The sequence below is a fragment of the Roseomonas sp. WA12 genome (assembly GCF_054165765.1).
The window spans coordinates 2,053,184-2,074,369 of record NZ_CM135108.1; the positions used below are offsets into that span (position 1 = coordinate 2,053,184).

Genomic DNA, 21,186 nt, shown 5'->3' on the forward strand with positions numbered 1-21,186 from the left:
CCCCCGGAAACACGCGAGCAACCCCCGCCCGCACCTTGCCCCCACCCACCCCCGGCGGCTACCGAAACCGAATGACCGAACAGCGCGGCACCCTCCCCCGGCCGGACGGCACCCCCCTCGCCTACGCCACCCTCCCGGGACACGGCCCAACCACCGTCTTCCTCGGCGGCTTCCGCTCCGACATGGAAGGCTCCAAGGCCCTCCACCTCCGCGACCACTGCGCGAACACCAACCGCCCCTTCCTCCGCCTGGACTACTCCGGCCACGGCATCTCCGGCGGCATCTTCGAACACGGCTCCATCGGCACCTGGGCCGAGGACGCCGCCCACCTCATCGAAGCCCTCGCCCCCGGCCCCCTCATCCTCGTCGGCTCATCCATGGGCGGCTGGATCGCCCTCCTTCTCGCCCGCCGCTGGGGCCCCACCCGCGTCCGCGCCGTCATCGGCCTCGCCGCCGCCCCCGACTTCACCGAAACCCTCATCCCCCCCGAACTGACGGACGCCGACCGCGAAACCCTCGCCCGCACCGGCATCCTCCACCGCCCCTCGGAGTACGGCGCACCCATCCCCATCACCCGCCACCTGCTGGAAGAGGGCCGCAACCACCTCCTCCTCCCCGGCCCCATCGCTTACGAAGGCCCCGTCCGCCTCCTCCAGGGCATGGCCGACCCCGACGTCCCCTGGCAGCACGCCCTCCGCATCGCGGAAGCCCTCCCCGGCCCCGACGTCACCCTCACCCTCATCAAGGACGGCGACCACCGCCTCTCCCGCCCCCAGGATCTGGCCCGCCTGACGGCCACGCTGGACGAGCTACTGACGACCTGAAGTCGCGCACACGGCCCGATGGAAGGCCCTGCCTTCCCCCGATACCCCCATCCGCCAGGAGCCTGAGGCCCCTGGACCCGCACAATCAACAGACTGTTTGAAAGCTGGTCCAACAGGCTTCTGCGGGCCACGGAACTGGGCGGAACCCAGACCTAGAGTACCCGAGTAGCGCCATTGTAAACCTTAAATCGACAGCATGCTTGACCCAAGCAGGCTGGGTTACCGCTTCAGAGCAGACAACATTAACAAGGCAGTTCTTTGCCGTGCCGACTGGACGTCTTATCGGCCATCAATGCAGGGAATTGGACATGGAATCAGCTTCCCGTCGATGGTTCCTAACCATCTCTATAGTTTCAGCATTCGTCAGTTCGGTTTCTTGTTCCGATGAGGCTCGACGATCGAGCGTCGTATCCATACAGCCGCTCAGCCTCGGTCAGCCTGATAGCACCACTCTCTCTCAACTCGCGAGCCTGTTGGGCAACTTGAACCTAAGCGATGCCAACGAGATTTCGATGATCTTTGGATCTCCTCTCGCCCGGTCTCGTCGGTACTGGCAGTCATCCGGCCTCCAATTTATCGTATTGGAGCCCACAATGGCCGGGTCACTCGCAGCAAAGTCGAGGTTTGAACTTGATGTTCCAGAAATTACGAACAGCGGAGCGCCCTCGCCTCGAACGACGGCAGCCATATTACGCCTCCCCGAGATCTCGTGTATATCCGAAAAAACGCTGGAGAGCGGCTTAGCAGGCTCTAGTTTCCGCTTGGAGAAAACTCCGACGTATCCCGCATTCGTCCAATACCGCATAACGCGAGCAGACAGAGTGAATCAAAGCAGTGTTTTTGCGCAATCGTTGGTTTTCACCGGATCGGTCGGGGAGCGATGCTTCAGTTCTCTAGGAATACTTTGATTGCTTAGCCAGCCCACGTTGCAACGAGATGCAGCAATACCCGGCTGTCCTTAACCCGACCCTGACACTAAGACTAAATTCCTTTTTACACGTTTGGTGTCCTGAGGAAGCCCGCACAGTGTTCCGTCCCATCTGCCCCCTCACCCCACCCCGCCCTTGGTCCCCACTCACTGACCTCCAGTGGCACGCCCTCCTCCCCTACATCCTCCCCCGCTCCCCCCAGGGCCGCCCCATCGCCGACCTCCGCGCTCGCATGGACGCCATCTTCCACATCGCCCAAACCCCCGCTCACCCCTGGCACGCCCTCCCCGCCAGCTTCGGCCGCGCCGACACCGTCTCCCGCTACTTCCGCCGCCTCACTCACAACGGCCTCTGGCCCCGCCTTCTCCACGCCCTCAAGGAATCCGCTCCCAACCACCCCCTGCGCCAGATCGAATACGCCATCCTCCGCGCCACCCGCCGAGCCGCCCGCATCGGCGGCCCCGCCCTCCTCCTCCTGATCCGAAAGCTGGATCTCCGCACGGCTCTGAACGGCCCGCCCTGGCTCCTCCCCGATCCCCTTTTGTCCGAAACCTGCGCGCGCCTTACCCCCCGCACCCCCCCCACGGGAACGGAGGCGCTGCAAACTCTCAAAACCCTCCTGAAATCCCTCGCCTGGCTGCAAAAAGCCGCCGGGGGCCGCCGCCGCATCCCCCGCACCGTCCGCCTGGCTTCGCCTTGAGCGATGCTCCGCATCGTCTCATGCGCGGCGCGAAGCGCTGTCGCCCATCGGCAGTGCAAGGACCGCCACCAGGGCAACGCGCAGCGTTGTCCCACCCCACCCACGCACCCCCGCTCCACCGCCTGGAAGCAGGCACCCCCCTCACCCGCCCCGCAAAACCCCCGCCAGCGCCCCCGAAAGCCCCACCGACTCCCGCCCCCGCACCGCCGCCATCGGCCCAACCCGCGCCTTCGGCACCCCCAGCCCCACCAGCGCCTCGGCCATCCGCACCCCGCAGGCCATCCCGTCCAGCAACGGCACCGGGCACCCCGCCCGCAGCACCGGCTCCATCCCCGCCAGCGCCGCCCCGCCGAGCACCACCGCATCCGCCCCGCCATCCACCAGCCGGGCCACCCCCTCGCCCACCGCCCGAACCGCCCCCTCGGGGTCCGAGAGCGCCCGCTGCGGCGTGAAATCCACCCCCACCAGCCCCGAACACCGCCCGGCCAACCCGTAATGCGCGATCAGCTGCCGATAGCTCTCCGTCCCCCCAAAGGTCACCAGCCCGAAGCGCGGCCCCAGCATCAGCGCCGCCAGGCAGGCCGCCTCCGTCATCCCCACCACCGGGCAGGGCATCATCTGCCGCGCCGCATCCAGCGCGGTGTCCAGCGAAACGGCCAGCACCACCGCATTCACCCGCCCGGTATGCTCCGCCAGCAGCTCCAGCAGCCCATGCGCCGCGATGGCATTCTCCAGCCCCGAGGAGATCACCGCAGGCCCGAAGCGCGGCGTCCCCGCCACGATCTCCACACCAGTGGAGGCCGCCCCCCGCGCCGCCTCCGCGCAGCGCGCGGTAATGGCCTCAGTGGTGTTCGCATTCGCAACAAGGATCCGCATGGCCACTACCGAAGCGCAGCAAAGCCCGGGCTGTCCAGTCGGGAAGGCTCCTCCCGATACGCTGCCGCCACGGCCCCGGCCACCCGGTCTGCCCACACCAGGAAGGGGTTCAGCGCCAGGATATCCCCCGCTCGAAGGCTGAGCGCGAGCGGCTCCCCCATTGCCGCCTCGATTGCCGCCGGCAGCCGGTCCGCTGGCAGCACAGAGTCATCCCACCGCCCCGCGAACATCCCGCCTTCGCCCGAGAACACCGGCACCGCCGGCTCACCGCGCGCCTCGTACAGCGCCGCCAGCCCCGCTCGGTCCTCCGCCAGCAAGGCGTTATGGACCGTCGCGGCCGACCGCAGCCGCGCCAACCCCGGCTGGGTCACCGCCAACAGCAGCCCGTCGCAGGCTTCCACATGCCGGCTTCCGGTCACGGGCCCCGGTTCCACGGGCGTGCCCAGCCGCACTGCCAACACCCGCAGCAACGCCTCCGGCGCCTCCGCAAGCGGAAGCCCTCGCAGCAGTGCGAATCCCCGCCCATGCGCCAGCCGCCCCCGCAGCTCCTCGACCAGCCCATCAAGCCGAGGCGTCGCCGCGCCCGGCAACCCCGCCGCCAGATCCCGCCGCGCCGCCTCCAGCTCCGCCCCATGCTCCGCACCGAGCGGGATCATCTGCGCGTTCGGCGCCAGCTCCCCCGCTGCCCAGAGGATAGGTCCCACCAGCGGCACCAGGCGGCGGGGAACGATATTCAGGGGATCGGTCATCACACCCGGCATACCCCAGCGCCCCGCCCCGCGCCAAAACCCATGCGGGTCGCCCCAGCCCCAAGGCCGCCCCCTCGCACCCCGCCGACGCGACACCCCGCGCCCGGCACACACTCCATCGCGCAAGGATACGGCACCCGCTGCGGCCGATCCGCGCCGGGCAGCAAACCCACCCTTTGTACACACCGCGCCCGCCCCGGCCCGACGTTCATCCACGCACCGCCGAACCCCTTCACCCCCGCCCCTCGATCGCGCAGGCTACCCGGCCACCCGGCCAGAGGACCCGCGCCCATGGACGCCCTGCCCCGCTCCCCCGCCCTCGATCTGCCCTTCGACGCGGAGTCCATCCTTACCCGCCTCCGCCCCTGGGTCGAATGCGAGAGCCCGACTTTCGACGCCGCCGCCGTCGACCGCATGATGGACCTCGCCGCCCGGGACCTTGCCATGATGGGCGCACGGATCGACCGCATCCCCGGCCGCATGGGCTTCGGCGGCTGCGTCCGAGCCCGCTTCCCTCATCCTGCAGGCGACATGCCCGGCATCCTCGTCCTCGCCCATCTCGACACCGTCCACCCCGTCGGCACCCTGAACGCCCTCCCCTTCCGTCGGGAGAACGGCCGCTGCTACGGCCCTGGGATCTGCGACATGAAGGGCGGCACCCTTCTCGCCGTCGAGGCGATCCGGGAACTCGCGCGCGCCGGTATTCCCACCTCCCGCCCCGTCACCGTGCTGCTGACGCCGGATGAGGAGGTCGGCACCCCCTCCACCCGCGACCTGATCGAGGCCGAGGCCGCCCGCCACGCCGTCGTCCTCGTCCCCGAGCCCGGCCGCCCGGAGGGGGACAGCCCCATGGGCGGCGTCGTCACGGGCCGTTACGCCATCGCCCGTTTCAATCTCCGGACCACCGGCCGCCCCAGCCACGCTGGCGCCAAGCTGTCAGACGGCCGCTCCGCCATCCGCGAGATGTGCCGCCAGATCCTCGCGATCGAGGGGATGACGACCGAGGCCGCCACCTTCTCCGTCGGCGTCATCCATGGCGGCCAATGGGTGAACTGCGTGGCCACCCACTGCGACGCCGAGGCGCTGAGCATGGCCAAGCGCCAGGCCGACCTGGACCACGCGGTAGACCGCATGCTCGCCCTCGCCCCCTCCGCCTCCGACGTCGCGCTCGAGGTCCGTCGCGGTGTCACGCGCCCGGTCTGGGAACCAGACGCCTCCGTCATGGCCCTCTACGCCCAGGCCCGCGCGCTTGCCGGCCAGCTCGGTTTCGAGATGGGCCATGAGAGCGCCGGCGGCGGCTCCGATGGCAACTTCACGGGCGCCCTGTCCATCCCCACCCTGGACGGCCTCGGCGTCCTCGGCGCGGGCTATCACACACTCGGCGAGTACATCCGGGAAGACAGCCTAGTGCCCCGCGCCAAGCTCCTGGCAGGCCTGCTTGCCCATGTCTGAATCCAGGCCGTACGAGGGAAGGTGGTGCGCCGACGCCCCAGTCGGCACATGCCGCTACGCCGCACGTCCGGTGGCGGCCAGAACACGTATCGGACGCAACAGATGACCAAGCCCTTCAACGCCCTGCCGGTTCTCGGCCTCGCCGCTGCACTGCTGTTCGGCGGCCTGCCCACGAAGCCTGCTCAGGCCCAGTTCTCCACCAGTGCAGCCCCGGTAGGTGGCTCGACCGGTTCGATCTCGCGCCCGGGCTGGTCCCGCGGCCAAGCACCCAGTTCAAACTTCGACCGCCAGGGTGCGCCGCTGACCCGCAACCAGATCATCCGCCAACGCGCCGCCGCGGCGCGTGGCCAGACCGCGGAGGCTCCGGCCCAGCCGCGCCGCCCCGCCAGCCGCGCGACCAGGGCGCGCTGAACCGCTCACCCCGCGAAGGCGAATTCCGCGGCGGCTTCCCAGGGGCCGCCGCGGTAGTGCCAGAGAAGAAGGCCTGCGCCTCGCGCGTCCCAGGGGCTGAACTCCGTCTCCAGCGCGGCGAGAAGGGCGCGCGCCTCCTCGGGCGCCACCTTGTTCTGGATGGTGACATGCGGTCGGAAGCCACCCGCATCCTGCGGCGTCAGCCAGCCATGCCAGTGCCGCGCCAGCTCCCGACGTAGAGAGACCAGCGCCGGTGCTTCCACCGCCAGCGCCACGCCGCGGCCGAGGGGGCGCAGGCCCGTGAAACGCAGCTGCACCGGCGCCATCCCAGCGCATGCGGCGCGGAGATTGGCCGTGATCTCCTCCAGTGCCTCTCCGGGTAGGGCATGGAACAAGGTTAGGTGGGCAGGGATGAAGTTCCGCTCCGCCGGAAAATGCGCCCGCCGGAGCGCGTCCAACCTCTCGAACGTTTCCGCATCGAAGCGGAGTGTCAGGATGAGCGGGGCGCTCACCGCGCAGGCAACGCGAGCAGCGCGTCCAACCCCTCGGCATCGCCCAGCAGCGCCGCTTTCTCCGGGCGCGTAAGCGCGGCAAGGGCCTCGGGTGCCGAAGCGGATGCAGCGACCCTCGCGCGGGCCATCACCAGGTTTGAATCGAGCGCATCGGGACGGGCGGCAGCCGGGCGCGGCAGCATCGCGCGGTGCGCCTCAAGAAGCGCGGGGTCGGCGCGAAGGCGGCCCAGCGCCTCGCCCTCGGGTGCCAGCCCCTCCCACTCCGCACGCAGCGCAAGGGTGCGGCGCAGGATAGTGGGCGGCTCGCGCTCCTCGGGGATCAGCAGCAATCCGGCGCGACGCAGCGCCTGTCCCGCCCCCCGCCGCGCAGTCCAGGCCGCGAGCGGGATGGCGAGCGCAAGGCCGAGCACCACGGGCGACATCCAGGCAGCGAGGAAGGGCGAGACGAGAAAGGCGGCGATGCCAAAGGCAAGACCAAAGGCGGTGTGGCGCCAGTACAATCGCGCGACGTCTCTGAGCGGCAGCACGCCATCGTCGCGCGTCTGCGCCGACCAGCCGGAATCCCGCCCGCGCAGGATCGAAACGACATCCACCGACTGCGTCAGCATCGTGACGGGCGCGAGCAGCCCGGCGAGCACGGTTTCCACCACCACGCTGGCCATCGAGCGCAGCGCGCCGCCATGGCCCCGGCGCCAGGGCCCGTCCATCAGCATCGCGGCCCATGCCAGCAGCTTGGGCACCAGCAGCATCGCCATGGTGCCGATGAACACCCATTTCGCGCGCACGGGATCGACTACGGGCCAGTCCGGGAACAGCGCGGGGCCACTCGGAAAGTAGACGGGCAGCACGAAGCGCGCCTGCAGGGCCAGCAGCACGCCGCAAACCAGGAACAGCAGCCAGAGCGGCGCGGTGATGTAGGAGCCGATCCCCACGAGGAGATGGGAGCGCGAGATCGGGTGCAGTCCGCGGGTCGGCAGCACGGCCAGGTGCTGCAGGTTGCCCTGGCACCAGCGACGGTCACGGATTGCGAGGTCGGACAGCGCCGGAGGGCTCTCCTCGTAGCTGCCGGGCAGCGCGGGGACGAAGTGGATCGCCCAGCCCTGGCGACGCATCAACGCAGCCTCCACAAAGTCGTGGCTCATCACCGTGCCGCCGAAGGGCTTGCGGCCGGGCAGGTGCGGCAGGCCCGCGGCGGAGGCAAAGGCCACCGTGCGGATCATGGCGTTGTGGCCCCAGTAATTGCCCTCCGCGCCATGCCAGAAGGCGATGCCGTGGGCGATGATCGGGCCATAGAGGCGGCCCGCGAATTGCTGCATCCGGGCGAAGAGCGAACGGCCATTCACGATAACCGGCAGGCTCTGGATGAGCCCCACGGTCGGGTGCGCCTCCATCGCGGCCGCCAAGCGGATGAGGGAGTCGGCCGACATCACGCTGTCGGCGTCGAGGATCAGGAACTGCGGATAGGCGCCGCCGTAGCGACGCACCCAGTCCGCGATGTTGCCGGCCTTTCGGTCGATGTTCTTGGCGCGACGGCGGTAGAAGATGCGCGCGCCAGCACCGACACGCGTCCGCAGTGCGAGGAATGCTTCCTCCTCCCGCGCCCAGGCGTCGGGGTTGGTGGTGTCGCTGAGGATGAAGAGGTCGAAGTGGTCGGCCACTCCGGCGTCGCGCAGCGCCTCGCGGATCGCTTCCAACCCGGCCAGCACGCGGCGCGGGTCCTCGTTGTAGACGGGCATGAGCAGCGCGGTGCGGCCCGTCAGCGCGGGCAACGGGGCCGCTGGATCGATGCCCAAGGCGCGGCCGCCACCGGCGATCACGCTCGCCACACCGCAGAGGCTGCTGACGAAGGACAGCGCGATCCAGGCGAACAGCGGGACGAAGAGCGCCAGCACCACGGCGCCGGGCGTGAACATCGTGGAGATGCCGAGTACCAACGCCATTTCCTGCGCGCCGAACAGCGTCAGCAGGATGGTCGCGACGAGAACGAAGGCGCGACGCCATCCCATCCGCGCCGGACCCGTCTCCGGCTGGACCGGGCGGGCGGGGCGGGCGCGGAGGTCCTGCACCGGCATGTCCAGCGGCGCTTCCTCCGGCATGGAGGGAAGCGCGGCGGGCCGCAGAGGGGTCAGGGTGTCCAGCGGAAAAGCCATGTCTCGGTCAACGGCCCGGCCTCGTCCTTCAGCAAGGCGCGTAGCTCTACCAGCCGTTGGTTGCCGGGCACCAGTTCGAAGGACAGGCGCCAGCCGCCCGTCTCCGGGTTCCGCTGGAGCACGGCGTTATCAATGCGTCCCGTGCTGGCCGAAACGTCGAGCACGGGCTGCGCGCCCTCGGGCAGCGCCGCCAGTCGGCCGCCCGCGGCCTCAAGGATGAAGAGGCGGGTGCCGGGCACGCGCGGCTTGCCGCCCTGCCGGGCCTCGCTGAACTGGGCGGGCGCTGGGCGCCCCGGGGAGCCGAAGGCGGCGCCGCTGGCCCAGTGCAGGCGGTAAACATAGCTGTATTCCTGGCCAGGGCGCAGCGACGTGCGCGGGCGCCAGAAGGCGGCGATGTTGTCGTGGATCTCCTCCAGGGTCGGGATCTCCACGAGGTGTACGGCGCCCTCGCCCCAATCACCGATCGGCTCCACCCAGCAACCCGGGCGGCGCTCGTAGCGGGCTTCGAGATCGTTGTAGTCGCTGAAGCCGCGCCGGCGCTGCATCAGGCCGAAGCCGCGCGGGTTGGCATCCGAAAAGGCGCTGATCTGCAGCTCGCGCGGATTAGCGAGCGGGCGCCAGATGGCCTCGCCGCGGCCGGTCGAGAGCATCAGCCCGTCCGAGTCATGCACGGCGGTGCGGTAGTCATCCGCACCCAGGCGGTCGAGCGGGGAGAGCAGGAACATGCTCGTCAGAGGCGCGATGCCAGCGGTCGCCATCTCAACCCGCGGATAAAGGCGGGATTCGACGTCGAACACCGTCTCCTCGCCCGGACGGATCGTGAAGCGGAAGGCGCCCGTGGTGCTCGGGCTGTCGAGCAGAGCGTGCACCACCACCGAATTGCCCTGGGCCTGCGGCCGCTGCAGCCAGAAAGCGCGAAAAACCGGAAACTCCTCGCCTGAGCGCTCGGCGGTGCCAATGGCGAGCCCGCGCGCGGAGATGCCATAGGCATGGCCCTTGCCGAGGGCGCGGAAATAGGAGGCGCCGACGAAGGCGGCGACCTCGTCGAAATGGTCAGGGCGGTTCAGCGGGTTGGTCAGCCGGAAACCCGCGAAGCCGAGATCGCCCGGCTGCGGCCCGCCAACCTCGGTGAGCCGAAAGGCGCTGGCATCATAGACGATCGGGGTGGCGCGACCGTCGGCCACCTCGAACAGCTCGACCCGCTGCTTGAACAGGAAGCCGCGATGGAAGGGCTGCATCCGAAAGGGCAGGTTCTCCGGTCGCCAAAGCGCCCGCTGCCGGTCGTACTCGATGGTGCGGTACTGGTCGTAGCCGATGTCCGCCAGGCCGCCGGGAAGGCGCTCCTCCGGCGCGGAGTAGGGCTTGGCCGCCAGGTCGCGCGCCATTTGGCGGACGGTGGTGTCGTCGAAGGGGCGCACGGGATCATCCGCGGCCTCCGCACGGTCGGACAGGGTGCCGGGGATCCGGGGCAGGAACCCGGCCATGGCGAGTCCGGCGATGAGGGCGCGGCGATGCAAGGGGAAACTCCCGGAAATTGCGTTAACCTATGCGAACAAACGCCAGGCTTCGGGCCTACAACGGCCCTCCCATAGATGGTTTCATGCTGCAATGCGATATGACCGGTCCGTGTCCGCAGGGGCACGCCGGGCGGATCCCGCACGGCAACGGGCGAGAGTGGGAGGACGCGACCCCGCATGGATATGATCCTCCAGGCTCTGCCGCTGATGCTACTGCTCGTGCTGCTGGGCTCGGGGCGGGTCTCGCCGATGCCGGCCTGCCTCATTGCCTTGGCCGCGTCCCTGCCGGGAATTTCCGTCTCGCTGCCGCCGGATCTTCCATTGCCCCGCTTCCTGGCCCTCGAGACCCTCCGCGCGGCCTTCCTCGGTGCGCTTCCCGTCGCCACCCTTTCCGGCGGACTGCTCTTCAGCCTCGTCGCCGCCCCCCATGCGGCGGGGCCAGTCATTGCCTCTCCGCGGCGCGCCTATCTGACGGTGCTCGCGGGCTCCTTCGTGGAATGCGTCACCGGCTTCGGGGTCGGCGCAGTCTTCACCCTGGCGGGGCTCCGCTCCATGGGCATCGGAGGGATCACGGCGGGCGGGCTCGGGATGCTTTCCCTCTGGCTCGCGCCCTGGGGTGGTTTATCGCCGGGGCTGGCCCTGGGCGCGGCGCTCGCCCATCGCCCGATGGCCGAGGTCTCCCTCGTCACCGCCCTGCCCCATTCCGTGTGGCTTATGGTGGCCCCGCCGGTGATCTGGTCCCTGCTGCGGCGGGGCGGGATGCCGGTGCCGCGGGGTGAGCGGCTGGCCCAACTCGGGCTGCAGGGCGTCTTTGCCGTGCTTGTGCTTGTTGTCGGCCATGTCGTGCCGCCGGAGACCGTGGGCGTCGTTGCCTCCGGCGCGGTGCTGGTGCCTGCCCTCTGGTTTCTCGCGCCGCCGAGAGATTCGGCCGCGCGGCAGCGGGCCCTGGCCGCGGTGGGTCCCTGGGCACTGCTCACCGCCTGTCTCCTGGCCGCGCGAGGCTGGCAGGGCGCGCCGGCATGGCGCCCCTTCCTTGACCTTCCTGCCCTGCCGGTCACCCATGTGGCGGTCGTGCTCTGGGTGGTGTCGCTTGGCTTTCTCCTGGCCCGGCGCGGCAACCCCGCCCGGCTGCGCGACGCCATGGCCCGGATGCGCCGGCCGGCCGGGGCCATGATGCTCTATGTCCTGCTCGGCCGCTGGCTGGCCGGCTCCGGCGCGGCGACCGGGCTCGCCCATGGGATCGCGACCGGCCTCGGCCCGCTCGCGCCCTATGCCATCCCGCCGCTCGGGATGATTGGGGGGATCGTCACAGGGAGTAATGTCGGCGCGGCTTCTGCCATGATGGCGCTGCAGGCCGATCTTGGGCTTGCGGCAGGCCTGCCGCCCTGGCTCGCGCCGGGCATCCAGAACTTCTCGGGCGGGGCCGGGGCCATCTTCTCCTTCGCCGTCACCGCGCTGATCTGCGGGCTGCTCGCCGACGGCACGCGGCCGCCTGCCCTGTGGCGCGCCGTGCTGCCCGCGCTGATTGCTGTGCCAATCATCGGCTGGGCGGCCGTGGCCATCCTGCGTGGCCTGGCGTAAGCCGGAACGATGAGCGCCCGCGCCGCCCGTTTGCACCTCGCCGCCGATGCCGTTCTCGGCCCTGTCATCGCCCAGGTCGGGGCGATGACGCTCAAGCCTGTGCGGGACCGCGAGCCCTATGAGGCGCTGCTACGGGCCATCGCGCATCAGCAGGTGCATGGGCGCGCGGCGGAGGCGATGCTGAACCGGCTGATCGCCCATGTGCCGCACCAGCCCTTTCCCTCGCCCGAGCAGGTGCTGGCGCTGCCGGAGGGCGCGCTGCGGGCCTGCGGCTTCTCCGGTGCCAAGCAGGCGGCGATCCTCGACATTGCGCACAAGTCCGCCGCCGGCTGGGTGCCAAGCCGCCGCGCCGCCGCGCGCCTCTCGGACGAGGCGCTGATCGAGCGGCTCGTCGCCCTGCGCGGCGTGGGGCGGTGGACGGTGGAGATGCTGCTGATCTTCACCCTGGGCCGGCCGGACATCCTGCCGGTGGACGATTTCGGCGTGCGCGAGGGCTACCGGATCGCGGCCGGGCTGGAGACGCAGCCGAAGCCGAAGGAACTGGCGGCGATCGGGGCGCGCTGGGCGCCGTACCGCTCGGCGGCGGCGTGGTATCTCTGGCGGGCCGCGGATCTGAGCAAGGAAGGTCGGTTCAGGGCGCCGGCGGCGATCTGAACACCGTCATGGCGCGGCTTGCCCCGCGCCCGGGCGCTCGAACAGGGTCTCGATTACCTCGTCGCCGCGCATCCGGGTCACCCGGAAGGTGAAGCGCTCGACCTCCGCGATGCCGCCCTCGACCGTCACCTCCACGACCCGTTCGCCGCGACGCCGTCGCGCTCGCCAGGCGGCATAGGGGTATTCCGCGACTGGCAGGAATGTGTCGCGGCCCCTCGGCACGGGGAAGGGCCTGGTCGTGCCGCTGTTGATCGGCGAGAGGGTGATCCGGTCTATGTACTCCCGCACGAGCGAGGCCGCATCCAGCTCCAACACGTCGTGCTCCAGCAGGCGGTAGGGCTTGGCGGAGAGCAAGCGGGAGAGGCGTTCCCGGCTGGGCCAGAGGAAGACCTTGCCGTTGAGGAGGCGGTACCAGTCCTCCGGCGTCAGCCCATCCTGCAAGCAGCGGCGCAGGCCGGCATCGTCCATCGGCTTCTGGTCGCGGATGGTCGCGCGGCCGAGGCCGGGCTCCTCCAGCAACACACCCTCGGGTCGGCGCTCCGCCTCAAGGGCCGTGCGGGCCGCGCCCGTCACGCCATAGAGGTCGAGCAGCGCGGAGGTGCTGAGTAGCCCGTGGCGGCGGATGGAGGGCCAGCTTCCCCGCTCTGCCATATGGTAGAGGACCGGGCAGTCCCGCAGCAGTTCGGCCAGTTCGTCCCCGTTCACGTCATCGGTCCGGGCGCCAGCCGTAGAGCATCAGCCACTGGTCCGCGTGGCGTCGGACAATCGGCGCGATGGTGGCCTCGATGCTCGCCTGGTCCGTCGCCGCATCCCCGGTGAGCGGAAGGGGCGGCAGGAAGTTGGCGGTGAAGCGTGGGCCGGGCGCGCGGCTCATGAAGGCGGGCACGAGGGGCACACCGGCGCGAAGGGCCAGGCGCGCGGCCATCGCGATGTTGCCGCCGCGGGCCGGCGCGCGGCCGAAGGCGGGGGCGTTGACACGGCCGTGTTTGAACTCGTCCATGAACAGGCCAATCATCGTGTCGCCGCGCGCCAGCACGCGCAGTGCCTCGCGCATCGCCATGGCGTCGCCCGGGATTGCGTCGTTGTCGAGCGAGCGGCGGACGCGCATGGCAATGGCGAGCTGCGCCGGGCGAGAAGGCGGCTGGTAGATGCTGCGCAGCTTCATCCCCATGCCGCGGATCGCCACCATCCCGGATTCCCAGTTGCCGAGGTGGAGAAGTGCGAGAACGGCGTTCGGGGCGGTGATGTTCTCTCGCCCTACGATGGTGATGCGCCCCTCGTCCCAGAAGCGGTGAAGGCTGGAGAATTCGGCGAGTGAGCGGCCAGCATTGCGCAGGTTGGCGACGGCCATCACCCGCCGTTCCTCCTCTCCCATCTCGGGGCGGATATGGGCGAGCGCGGCCATGGCGCGGCCGATCTTGTCGGCGTTGCGGAAGCGCAGGCTGAGCGAGGCAAGGCCGGCGCCGAGATCGGAGGCCGCCGCACTCGGCAGCAGCCGCATCGCCTCGTGCAGCGCGATGTCCTTCGCACCGTCGAGGCGTTCCAGCAAGCGGCCGAGCCGGCTGTCCTTATCCATGGCGGCGCTCGAGCAGCATGGGCAGGCCGTCGCCGGGGCGCAGGGTAAGGCGGCAGACCGGGTAAACCTCCGTGCCCGGCACCAGCCTTGGGGCGAAGCCGCGCGAGAGGGTGGCGAGGCACAGCACCGCCTCCGTCAGCCCGAAAGCGGCGCCGGTGCAGACGCGGGGGCCGATGGCGAAAGGGATCCAGACATAGCGTGGCTTGGTCGCGGCCTCGCCGCCGGGCAAGAAACGCTCGGGGATGAAGGCGTCTGGGTGGGTCCACAGCTTGCGGTGCCGGTGCAGCAGCCAGGGCACCACGATGACGAGGGATCCCTTCGGCACGGTGCGTCCTGCGAGCTGGCCGCTTGCCGTGGCCTCCCGCGCCAGGATGGGAACGGGCGGGTAGAGACGCAGCGTCTCCTCGACCACGGCGCGGGTGTAGGGGAGGCGCGGCAGGTCCTCGAAGGTGGCGGCGCCGTCCAGCGCGTCCGCCTCCGCCCGCAGCCGCGCCGCAACCGCGGGCGACTGGCTGAGCAGGTACCACGCCCAGGCAAGTGTATTGGCCGTGGTCTCGTGCCCGGCCATGAACAGCACGGCGGCCTCGTTGCGGAAGGCGGCGCGGTCCATGCTGCGGCCGGTGGCGGGGTTCACGCCCTCGGCCATGGAGCGGATGAGGCTGGCCTCGCCGCTATCCTGCTTGCCCAGAATGCCCTCGATCAGCCCGTCCAGCACCTCGGCGATGCGGCGGCTGGCACGGCGGGCGGCCAGCGGCTGGTACCGCGGCATCCAGTCCGGCAGGCCGAGGAGGGAGAGGATGTCGCTCTGACCGACGACGCGCTGGTACTCGGCGAAGGCGGAAACGACGGTCGCCGCCGCCTCGCGGCCGAGGCTGCGGCCGAAGATGGTGCGGCAGATGATCTCGGCGGTCAGGTGGCCCATCTCGGCGAGCATGTCGACCGGGGTGGCAGGGTCGCGGGCGGCCCAGGCACTGGCGCGTTCCTCAGCCGCCTCGGTGATGGGCGGGGTAAGCTGCGCGAGGCGGGAGACATGCGTCACCGGCGCCACCACGCGCCGGCGTTCCTTCCAGAGCGGGCCGTCGGAGATGAAGAGCCCGTCGCCCAGCAGGGGCTTCAGCGCGTGGCGCATCTGTGGCGACTTGCGCTCGAAGATGGCGGCCTGCTCGATGAAGGCGGCCTGCACCGTCTCCGGGCTGTTGCAGATGAACACCTCCCGCATCAGCACGCGGCGATGCAGGAAGTCCTTCTCGAAGGCCCCGGCCGGCCAGATGTCGAGAAAGGAGCGGCGCAGGCGGCGCAGCAGCTCCCGCGGCGGTGGCATGCGCCGCGGCCGGTCGGGGTAGGGCGGGACGAAGGGCGCCTCCGCCCGGGTCTGCTCGGCGGTCTGGGTGGTCAGCGGCGGCGCTCCGGGCTGCTGGGCCTAACGCGCAGGGTAGCGCATCGTGGCCCCGGCTTGAACGGCCCCCTGTTCAGGCCGGCAGAAAGGCCTCGAGCACGGCGGCGAAGCCCTCTGGCTGGTCGGCATGCACCCAGTGGCCGGCGCCCTTCACGGCGAGGAAGCGGGCCGCGGGGAAGGCGGCGCGGATCAGGTGCCGGTTCTCCGCCCGTATGTAGTCCGATCGCTCGCCGGAGACGAAGAGCGTCGGCCCCTCGTACCGGGCCGGATCGGGCATCTCCCAGCCCATGATGGAGGTCAGGGAGGCTGCGATCCCCTCCAGCCCGATGCGCCAGCCGGAGCCGTCCGGCCGCCGGTTGGTGAGGATGAAAGCGCGCACGCCGGCATCCGGCTCGGCCTCGGCCAGTGCCGCATCCGCGGCGGCGCGGGCGGTGCCGGGCGGGATCGCCTCCATCGCGGCCAGAAGCGCCGTCCAGCGCGCGGGGTAGGTGACGGGCGCAATATCGGAGACGACGAGGCGGGAGACGGTCTCCGGCCGGGTGAGGGCCAGCATCATCGCCACCTTGCCGCCCATGGAATGGCCCATCACCTCCGCCGAAGGAATCCCGCGTGCGGCAAGGCTTTCCGCAACATCCGAGGCCATGGAACGGTAGTCCGTGATGGGCGCGTGCGGGCTGGTGCCGTGATTGGCGAGGTCGAAAGCGATCACGCGCCGGCCGCCGGCGGCGAGGCGACGCTGCAGGGCACCGAAATTGCGTGCCTGGCCGAACAGCCCATGGAGGAGGATGACGGGCGCCCCCTCCCCCGCCTCGATCGCGTTTAGGATCATCGCCCGTTCCTCATCCGCGTACCGCCAGAGCCACACTTCCCGCAATGAGCGCGCCGCCGAGCCAAAGGTCCCATCCAACCGGCTCCCCGAGCCAGAGCGCACTGGCCGACACCCCCAGAACCGGCACAAGCATGAACCCGACCGAGGCGACGGTGGAGGGCAGGCGGCGCCCGGCCTCGATCACGCTCCAGGTGCCGATCGGCGCGGCGATCAGCCCGATGAACGCGGCGTGCGGCCAGGCGCCCGGGCCGATGCCGCCATCCGGTTCCCGCCACAGGGCGACGGGCAGCATGACAAGGGTGGCAATGCCGAAGCAGAAGGGCAGCAACTCCATCATCGGCCGCGTCGGCGGGCGGAGGCGCGTGACGACGATGGCGATGCTCCACGCCAGGGCGGCGATGACGAGCAGCGCGTTGCCCATCAACACGCCGGGGCGCGACCACGGCACCGACCACGGCCCGACGAGCACGGCCGCACCCGCCAGGGCAACGGCTGCCGCGGCCCAGCGCATGGCCGAGACGCGCTCTCCCAGCACCAGCACCGAGAGCGGCACCAGGAAGTAGATGGTGACGTTGGAGAGCACCGCGATCCGCCCGGCCGGCAGCACGGCGAGTGCCAGATGCGTCAGCACGAAGAAGCCGCCGAGCTGCAACAGCGCGAGAGCCAGCACGGCCGGCATGTCCCGCCGCCCCGGCCAGCGCAGCCGGCCGAGGAGCAGCAGGATCGCCGCCGAGGCGAGTGCCGCCAGCCCCGCGCGGCTGATCGCGAACCAGATCGGCGTCGCATCGCGCAGCGCGTCCTTCGTGATCGGCCAGACGCCGCCGAAGAGAAGGACCGCGAGCGCGAGGAGGCGAAGATCCGCCGGGTTCAACCCTTCTGCCCTAGGCCCGGGTCAGGACGATCTTGCCGATATGCGCGCTGCTCTCCATCAGTGCGTGCGCTTCCGCCGCCTTCTCGAAGGGGAAGGTCGCGTGGATATGCGGGCCGCAGCGGCCGGCGGAGAGGGCGGGCCATACCTTTTCCTCCAGCGCGCGGGCGATGGCGCCCTTCTCGGCAGTGGTGCGGGGCCGCATCGTGCTGCCGGTAACGATCAGGCGGCGCAGCATGATCGGGCGGATATCGGCCTTCTCCACCTCGTTGCCGCCCATGGTCGCCACGATCACCAGCCGGCCATCCATGCCCAGCACGCGTAGGTTCTGCTGGAAGTAGGGCGCACCGATCATGTCGAGCACGACATCGGCGCCGCGCGAGCCGGTGATGCGCTTCATCTCCTCCACGAAGTCCTGCGTCTTGTAGTCGAAGGCCTCCTCGGCGCCGAAACGCAGGCAGGCGGCCACCTTCTCCGCACTGCCGGCGGTCGCGAAGGGGCGCGCGCCGAATTCGCGCGCGAGCTGGATGGCAGTGGAGCCGATGCCGGAGGTGCCGCCATGGATCAGCACCGCCTCCCCTTCCTTCAGCTTCCCGTGGCCGAACAGGTTCGCCCAAACAGTGAAGTAGGTCTCCGGCACGGCGGCCGCGCGGACCGCGTCATAGCCCTGGGGCCAGGGTAGGGTCTGGGCCTCGGGCGCCGCGGCGTACTCGGCATAGCCGCCACCATTGGTGAGGGCGCAGACGCGGTCGCCCAAGCGGTAGCGCGTGACCGCGTCGCCGACGGCCGCCACTTCGCCGGCCACCTCAAGCCCGATGATCGCGCTGGCGCCCTTGGGCGGCGGATACAGGCCTTTACGCTGTTGCACGTCCGGGCGGTTCACGCCGGCGGCCAGCACGCGGATCAGCACCTCGTCCGCGGCAGGCACGGGCAGCGGGCCGGTGGTGGGGGCCAGGACCTCGGAGCCGCCGCCGGCGCCATGGGCGATAAAGGTCATGGTCTCGGGCAGGCTGGACATCGGGCATTCCTCGACGTGGCGGGCAGGCGGCGGAAGGTCGGCGCGGGGGGATCGGCCGTCAAGCGCAGGCCGGTTCCGGGGACGGAAGCGGATGCGCGATGCGATCCGTCCCGCTCCCGGCCTTGCGCCGGGGCGCCCCAGGCGCGACCATTGGCCCATCCTATGGAACGCGAGAGGAACACAGGGATCATGCGCCCGGCCGCGCCGCGCCGCAGCCTCCTTGCCGCGCTCGCCCCCGCCCTGACCGCAGCACCCGGCTTCGGCCCCCGATCGGGTACCGCGCGGGCGCAGGTCGCGGGCGCCCAGACCGCTTCTCCCACCGGGGCGGTCGAGTGGCGCTTCGGGGCGATCTACCCGCTCTCCGGCGGCCCTGCCCTGCTCGGCGACGAATCCTACCGCGGCCTGGAGATGGCGGTGGAGGAGCGCAACGCGGCCGGCGGATTGCTCGGCCGCCCCATCCGTCTGCTGCGCGCCGACGCTCCCGATCAGGCGGCAGCCGTGGGCGAGGCGCGGCGTCTCATGGGGGCAGAGCGCGCGGCCGTGCTGTTCGGCAGCCAGGGCTCCACCCTCTCCACCGCCGCCACCCAGGTGAGCGACGCCCAGGGCGTTCCCTTCTTCGAACTCGGTGCGGCGGCGGAAGACATCACGGAGCGCGGCTTCCGCAACCTCTATCGCACCTGCCCGCGGGCCAGCGACTTCGCCCGCGTCACGTCCGAAGCGTTGCGGGACGTGCTGCCCGCGCTGCTCAGCCTGCCGCGCGCGTCGCTTCGCACGGGGCTGCTGCACGAGGACGGGCCGAGTGGCGCCTCGCTGGCCGAGCTGCAGACGGCCCGGCTGCGCGAGGCAGGCATTCCCGTTGTGGAGAGCATCGCCTATCCGCCGCGCCCCACAGATCTCGGCCCCGTGCTGCAGCGGCTGCGCGAGGCCGGGGCGGAGGTTCTGCTGCACGCCGCCGGGCAGAATGACGTCATCCTCCTGTTCCGCAACCTGCGCGAGGCGGGCTGGCGGCCGCGCATGGTGATCGGCATGGGCGGGGGCTACAGCCTGACGGACACGGCGCGCGCGCTGGGCCCGTCGATCGAGGGGGTGATGAACATCGACCTCGCGGGCCTGGCCATTGCCGAGCGCGCCGCGCCAGGTAACGCCGCTTTTGCGGAGGCCTATAAGCGCCGCTACGGCGCCGATCCGCGGTCGGGCCACTCGTTGGCGAACCACTTCGGCGCGCGCATCGCCTTGGATGCGATTCAGCGCGCCGGCAGTACCGAGAAGGACCGGCTGCGTGCCGCGGTGCTGGCAACCGACATTGCGGACGGCACCAGCCCGACCGGCTGGGGCGCCGCTTTCGACGAGCGCGGCCAGAACACGCGTGCCCGCCCCTGGCTGATGCAGTGGCAGGACGGACGCCTCGTCACCATTCACCCCGAGGCCGCCGCCGTGGCATTGCCGCGCGCGCGTCTCGGGACCGATTAGAGAGGAGAGCACGATGCGGAACGACGAACAGGTCTGGCGCGCGGTCGATGAGCGCAAGGAGGATTACACCGCTTTCTCCGACCGCGTCTGGGACATGCCGGAGATCGCCTACACCGAGACCCGATCCGTCGCCGAGCATATCGCCATGCTGGAGAAGGAGGGCGCCCGGATCACGAAGGAGCTGGCCGGCATCCCGACCGCCGTCATGGGCGAATGGGGTGAGGGCGGGCCGGTGATCGCCATCCTCGGCGAGTATGATGCTCTGCCGAACCTGTCGCAGGAAGCCGGCATCGCCGAGCACAAGGAGGTGGAGGCGAACGGCCCCGGCCATGGATGCGGGCACAACCTGCTCGGCGCCGCGTCCCTTCTGGCGGCCGCCGCGGTGAAGGACTGGCTGCGCGAGAACAACATCCCCGGCCGCGTGCGCTATTATGGCTGCCCGGCCGAGGAGGGCGGCGCCGCCAAGGGCTTCATGGCGCGCGACGGCATTTTCGACGACGTGGACATCGCCATCTCCTGGCACCCGGCATCCTTCTCCGGCGTGAACGAGGCGGTGTCGCTCGCCAACACGCGCATCGACTTCACCTTCCACGGCAAGTCCGCCCATGCCGCGGCGGCGCCGGAACTCGGCCGTTCCGCGCTGGATGCGGTGGAGCTGATGAATGTGGGCGTGAACTACATGCGCGAGCACATGCCAGACCATGCGCGCATCCACTACGCCATGCTGGATGGCGGCGGCATCGCGCCGAATGTCGTGCAGTCCCGCGCGAAAGTGCGCTACCTCATCCGTGCGCGCGATTTGCCGGAGCTGAACATGCTGGTCGGCCGCGTGCGCAAAATCGCGGAGGGCGCCGCGCTGATGACGGAAACGCGGGTCGAGACCGCCGTGGTCAGCGCCGTGTCGAACCTCCTCGGTAATTCGCCGCTCGAAAAAGCGATGTACGACAACTTTCAGCGCCTCGGCCCGCCGCAGTTCGACGAGGAGGACAAGGAGTACGCAGCGCAGATTCAGGCCACTCTGAGCGAGGCCGACATCGCCGCGGCGCATCGCCGCCACGGACTGAAGGTGGAGCCGGGCAAGACGCTCTGCGACATTATCGTGCCGCTGGAGAACCGCGGTGAGGGCGGCGTCGGCTCCACCGATGTCGGAGACGTTTCCTGGGCTGTGCCGACGGTGCAGGCCCGCGGCGCGACCTGCGCCATCGGCACGCCCTTTCATTCCTGGCAGCTGACAGCGCAGGGCAAGTCCTCGCACGCGCATAAGGGCATGCTGCATGTGGCCAAGGTGATGGCGGGCACGGCGGTGGACGCGATCCGCGACCCCGCGCTGGTCGAACGCGCCAAGGCGGAGTTCAAGGAGAGGACGGGCGGGAAGCCCTATGAGTCCCCGCTGCCGAAGGACCTGTCGCCGCCGATCCGGGCGATGGGCCAGGGCGTGTGACAGGGCCGAAGGTCCCGGGGGCTCCGCCCCCCGGGATCATCGTGTTCCGCAGCTGCCCGGCCACCTGCCGGAGAGCGTGCTCGATTATCGGGTCGGGGAGCGCGTCGACGTCCGGAAGGATGCCGACATCCAGGGAGCGCTTGTTGACGTAGCCAGCCGCTGCCGCGGGCTGGATGGTAGCGGCATCCATGGAGAGGAGGAGGTCCGTGGCGAGGACCTGGGCGACCATTGCC

General features: G+C 70.5%; 19 protein-coding genes. 8 read left to right on the top strand and 11 right to left on the bottom strand.

Annotated features, from left to right (window positions below):
* Positions 1-71 precede the first annotated feature (71 nt).
* Positions 72-824: an alpha/beta fold hydrolase gene (locus ACVBD7_RS09740; RefSeq protein ID WP_458097284.1), complete on the top strand. Its 753-nt coding sequence runs from the start codon at positions 72-74 to the stop codon at positions 822-824.
* 1,026 nt (positions 825-1,850) lie between these two features.
* A complete protein-coding gene (locus tag ACVBD7_RS09745) occupies positions 1,851-2,453 on the top strand; it encodes a transposase (protein WP_458097285.1) in 603 nt (200 codons plus the stop codon).
* A gap of 141 nt (positions 2,454-2,594) precedes the next feature.
* On the opposite strand, the gene ACVBD7_RS09750 is transcribed toward ACVBD7_RS09745, so the two are convergent.
* The gene (locus ACVBD7_RS09750) at positions 2,595-3,329 is read right to left on the bottom strand and encodes an aspartate/glutamate racemase family protein (RefSeq protein ID WP_458097286.1); all 735 of its coding nucleotides are present in this window, start codon (positions 3,327-3,329) and stop codon (positions 2,595-2,597) included.
* Between the two features lie 5 nt (positions 3,330-3,334).
* On the bottom strand, positions 3,335-4,078 hold the full coding sequence (locus tag ACVBD7_RS09755; RefSeq protein ID WP_458097287.1) for a hypothetical protein: 744 nt from the start codon (positions 4,076-4,078) through the stop codon (positions 3,335-3,337).
* 291 nt (positions 4,079-4,369) lie between these two features.
* On the opposite strand from ACVBD7_RS09755, the gene ACVBD7_RS09760 reads away from it, so the two are divergent.
* Together ACVBD7_RS09760 and ACVBD7_RS09765 are read left to right on the top strand one after the other, a co-directional pair.
* Positions 4,370-5,530 carry a M20/M25/M40 family metallo-hydrolase gene (locus ACVBD7_RS09760; RefSeq protein WP_458097288.1) on the top strand — a complete coding sequence of 387 codons (1,161 nt, stop codon included), beginning with the start codon at positions 4,370-4,372 and terminating at the stop codon, positions 5,528-5,530.
* 102 nt (positions 5,531-5,632) lie between these two features.
* Positions 5,633-5,941 (top strand): hypothetical protein, encoded by a 309-nt coding sequence (locus ACVBD7_RS09765; RefSeq protein WP_458097289.1) that lies wholly within the window; start codon positions 5,633-5,635, stop codon positions 5,939-5,941.
* A 5-nt stretch (positions 5,942-5,946) separates the two neighbouring features.
* Here ACVBD7_RS09765 and ACVBD7_RS09770 read toward each other — a convergent pair whose 3' ends face one another.
* Genes ACVBD7_RS09770 through ACVBD7_RS09780 form a run of 3 tightly spaced genes read right to left on the bottom strand, consistent with a single transcriptional unit; the run spans position 5,947 to position 10,120 of the window.
* Positions 5,947-6,453 carry a 2'-5' RNA ligase family protein gene (locus tag ACVBD7_RS09770; RefSeq protein WP_458097290.1) on the bottom strand — a complete coding sequence of 169 codons (507 nt, stop codon included), beginning with the start codon at positions 6,451-6,453 and terminating at the stop codon, positions 5,947-5,949.
* Entirely contained in the window at positions 6,450-8,603 is a 2,154-nt protein-coding gene (gene mdoH, locus ACVBD7_RS09775) for a glucans biosynthesis glucosyltransferase MdoH (protein WP_458097291.1), read from the bottom strand. The genes ACVBD7_RS09770 and mdoH overlap by 4 nt, the downstream gene beginning before the upstream one ends.
* The gene (locus ACVBD7_RS09780; protein ID WP_458097292.1) at positions 8,579-10,120 is read right to left on the bottom strand and encodes a glucan biosynthesis protein; all 1,542 of its coding nucleotides are present in this window, start codon (positions 10,118-10,120) and stop codon (positions 8,579-8,581) included. The genes mdoH and ACVBD7_RS09780 overlap by 25 nt, the downstream gene beginning before the upstream one ends.
* 177 nt (positions 10,121-10,297) lie before the next feature.
* Between ACVBD7_RS09780 and ACVBD7_RS09785 the strand changes: the two genes are divergently transcribed.
* Both ACVBD7_RS09785 and ACVBD7_RS09790 read left to right on the top strand, forming a co-directional pair.
* The gene (locus ACVBD7_RS09785) at positions 10,298-11,701 is read left to right on the top strand and encodes a hypothetical protein (protein WP_458097293.1); all 1,404 of its coding nucleotides are present in this window, start codon (positions 10,298-10,300) and stop codon (positions 11,699-11,701) included.
* Positions 11,702-11,710: 9 nt separating this feature from the next.
* Complete coding sequence (locus ACVBD7_RS09790) at positions 11,711-12,355, top strand: DNA-3-methyladenine glycosylase family protein (protein ID WP_458097294.1); 645 nt, start codon at positions 11,711-11,713, stop codon at positions 12,353-12,355.
* A 6-nt stretch (positions 12,356-12,361) separates the two neighbouring features.
* On the opposite strand, the gene ACVBD7_RS09795 is transcribed toward ACVBD7_RS09790, so the two are convergent.
* The 6 genes from ACVBD7_RS09795 to ACVBD7_RS09820 all read right to left on the bottom strand — a co-directional run bounded on the left by ACVBD7_RS09795 (position 12,362) and on the right by ACVBD7_RS09820 (position 18,042).
* The gene (locus ACVBD7_RS09795) at positions 12,362-13,060 is read right to left on the bottom strand and encodes a DUF7002 family protein (protein ID WP_458097295.1); all 699 of its coding nucleotides are present in this window, start codon (positions 13,058-13,060) and stop codon (positions 12,362-12,364) included.
* Position 13,061: 1 nt separating this feature from the next.
* Positions 13,062-13,931, bottom strand: a complete 870-nt coding sequence (locus ACVBD7_RS09800; protein WP_458097296.1) for a lysophospholipid acyltransferase family protein — start codon at positions 13,929-13,931, stop codon at positions 13,062-13,064.
* The gene (locus ACVBD7_RS09805; RefSeq protein ID WP_458097297.1) at positions 13,924-15,252 is read right to left on the bottom strand and encodes a cytochrome P450; all 1,329 of its coding nucleotides are present in this window, start codon (positions 15,250-15,252) and stop codon (positions 13,924-13,926) included. Before ACVBD7_RS09805 ends, ACVBD7_RS09800 begins: the two co-directional genes overlap by 8 nt.
* 148 nt (positions 15,253-15,400) lie before the next feature.
* On the bottom strand, positions 15,401-16,156 hold the full coding sequence (locus tag ACVBD7_RS09810) for an alpha/beta fold hydrolase (RefSeq protein ID WP_458097298.1): 756 nt from the start codon (positions 16,154-16,156) through the stop codon (positions 15,401-15,403).
* Positions 16,157-16,166: 10 nt separating this feature from the next.
* Entirely contained in the window at positions 16,167-17,027 is an 861-nt protein-coding gene (locus ACVBD7_RS09815) for a DMT family transporter (RefSeq protein WP_458097299.1), read from the bottom strand.
* A gap of 10 nt (positions 17,028-17,037) precedes the next feature.
* Positions 17,038-18,042, bottom strand: a complete 1,005-nt coding sequence (locus ACVBD7_RS09820; RefSeq protein ID WP_458097300.1) for an NAD(P)H-quinone oxidoreductase — start codon at positions 18,040-18,042, stop codon at positions 17,038-17,040.
* Positions 18,043-18,231: 189 nt separating this feature from the next.
* Between ACVBD7_RS09820 and ACVBD7_RS09825 the strand changes: the two genes are divergently transcribed.
* Together ACVBD7_RS09825 and ACVBD7_RS09830 are read left to right on the top strand one after the other, a co-directional pair.
* The gene (locus ACVBD7_RS09825; protein WP_458097301.1) at positions 18,232-19,512 is read left to right on the top strand and encodes an ABC transporter substrate-binding protein; all 1,281 of its coding nucleotides are present in this window, start codon (positions 18,232-18,234) and stop codon (positions 19,510-19,512) included.
* Positions 19,513-19,525: 13 nt separating this feature from the next.
* A complete protein-coding gene (locus tag ACVBD7_RS09830) occupies positions 19,526-20,953 on the top strand; it encodes a M20 family metallopeptidase (RefSeq protein WP_458097302.1) in 1,428 nt (475 codons plus the stop codon).
* Positions 20,954-21,186 lie beyond the last annotated feature (233 nt).

Bases quoted from the DNA above. Each gene is read 5' to 3' on its own strand.
- ACVBD7_RS09740 (WP_458097284.1), top strand. From the start codon at position 72: ATGACCGAACAGCGCGGCACCCTCCCCCGGCCGGACGGCACCCCCCTC.
- ACVBD7_RS09750 (WP_458097286.1), bottom strand. From the start codon at position 3,329: ATGCGGATCCTTGTTGCGAATGCGAACACCACTGAGGCCATTACCGCG.
- ACVBD7_RS09755 (WP_458097287.1), bottom strand. From the start codon at position 4,078: ATGACCGATCCCCTGAATATCGTTCCCCGCCGCCTGGTGCCGCTGGTG.
- ACVBD7_RS09760 (WP_458097288.1), top strand. From the start codon at position 4,370: ATGGACGCCCTGCCCCGCTCCCCCGCCCTCGATCTGCCCTTCGACGCG.
- ACVBD7_RS09765 (WP_458097289.1), top strand. From the start codon at position 5,633: ATGACCAAGCCCTTCAACGCCCTGCCGGTTCTCGGCCTCGCCGCTGCA.
- mdoH (WP_458097291.1), bottom strand. From the start codon at position 8,603: ATGGCTTTTCCGCTGGACACCCTGACCCCTCTGCGGCCCGCCGCGCTT.
- ACVBD7_RS09785 (WP_458097293.1), top strand. From the start codon at position 10,298: ATGGATATGATCCTCCAGGCTCTGCCGCTGATGCTACTGCTCGTGCTG.
- ACVBD7_RS09790 (WP_458097294.1), top strand. From the start codon at position 11,711: ATGAGCGCCCGCGCCGCCCGTTTGCACCTCGCCGCCGATGCCGTTCTC.
- ACVBD7_RS09800 (WP_458097296.1), bottom strand. From the start codon at position 13,931: ATGGATAAGGACAGCCGGCTCGGCCGCTTGCTGGAACGCCTCGACGGT.
- ACVBD7_RS09805 (WP_458097297.1), bottom strand. From the start codon at position 15,252: ATGCCACCGCCGCGGGAGCTGCTGCGCCGCCTGCGCCGCTCCTTTCTC.
- ACVBD7_RS09810 (WP_458097298.1), bottom strand. From the start codon at position 16,156: ATGATCCTAAACGCGATCGAGGCGGGGGAGGGGGCGCCCGTCATCCTC.
- ACVBD7_RS09820 (WP_458097300.1), bottom strand. From the start codon at position 18,042: ATGTCCAGCCTGCCCGAGACCATGACCTTTATCGCCCATGGCGCCGGC.
- ACVBD7_RS09825 (WP_458097301.1), top strand. From the start codon at position 18,232: ATGCGCCCGGCCGCGCCGCGCCGCAGCCTCCTTGCCGCGCTCGCCCCC.
- ACVBD7_RS09830 (WP_458097302.1), top strand. From the start codon at position 19,526: ATGCGGAACGACGAACAGGTCTGGCGCGCGGTCGATGAGCGCAAGGAG.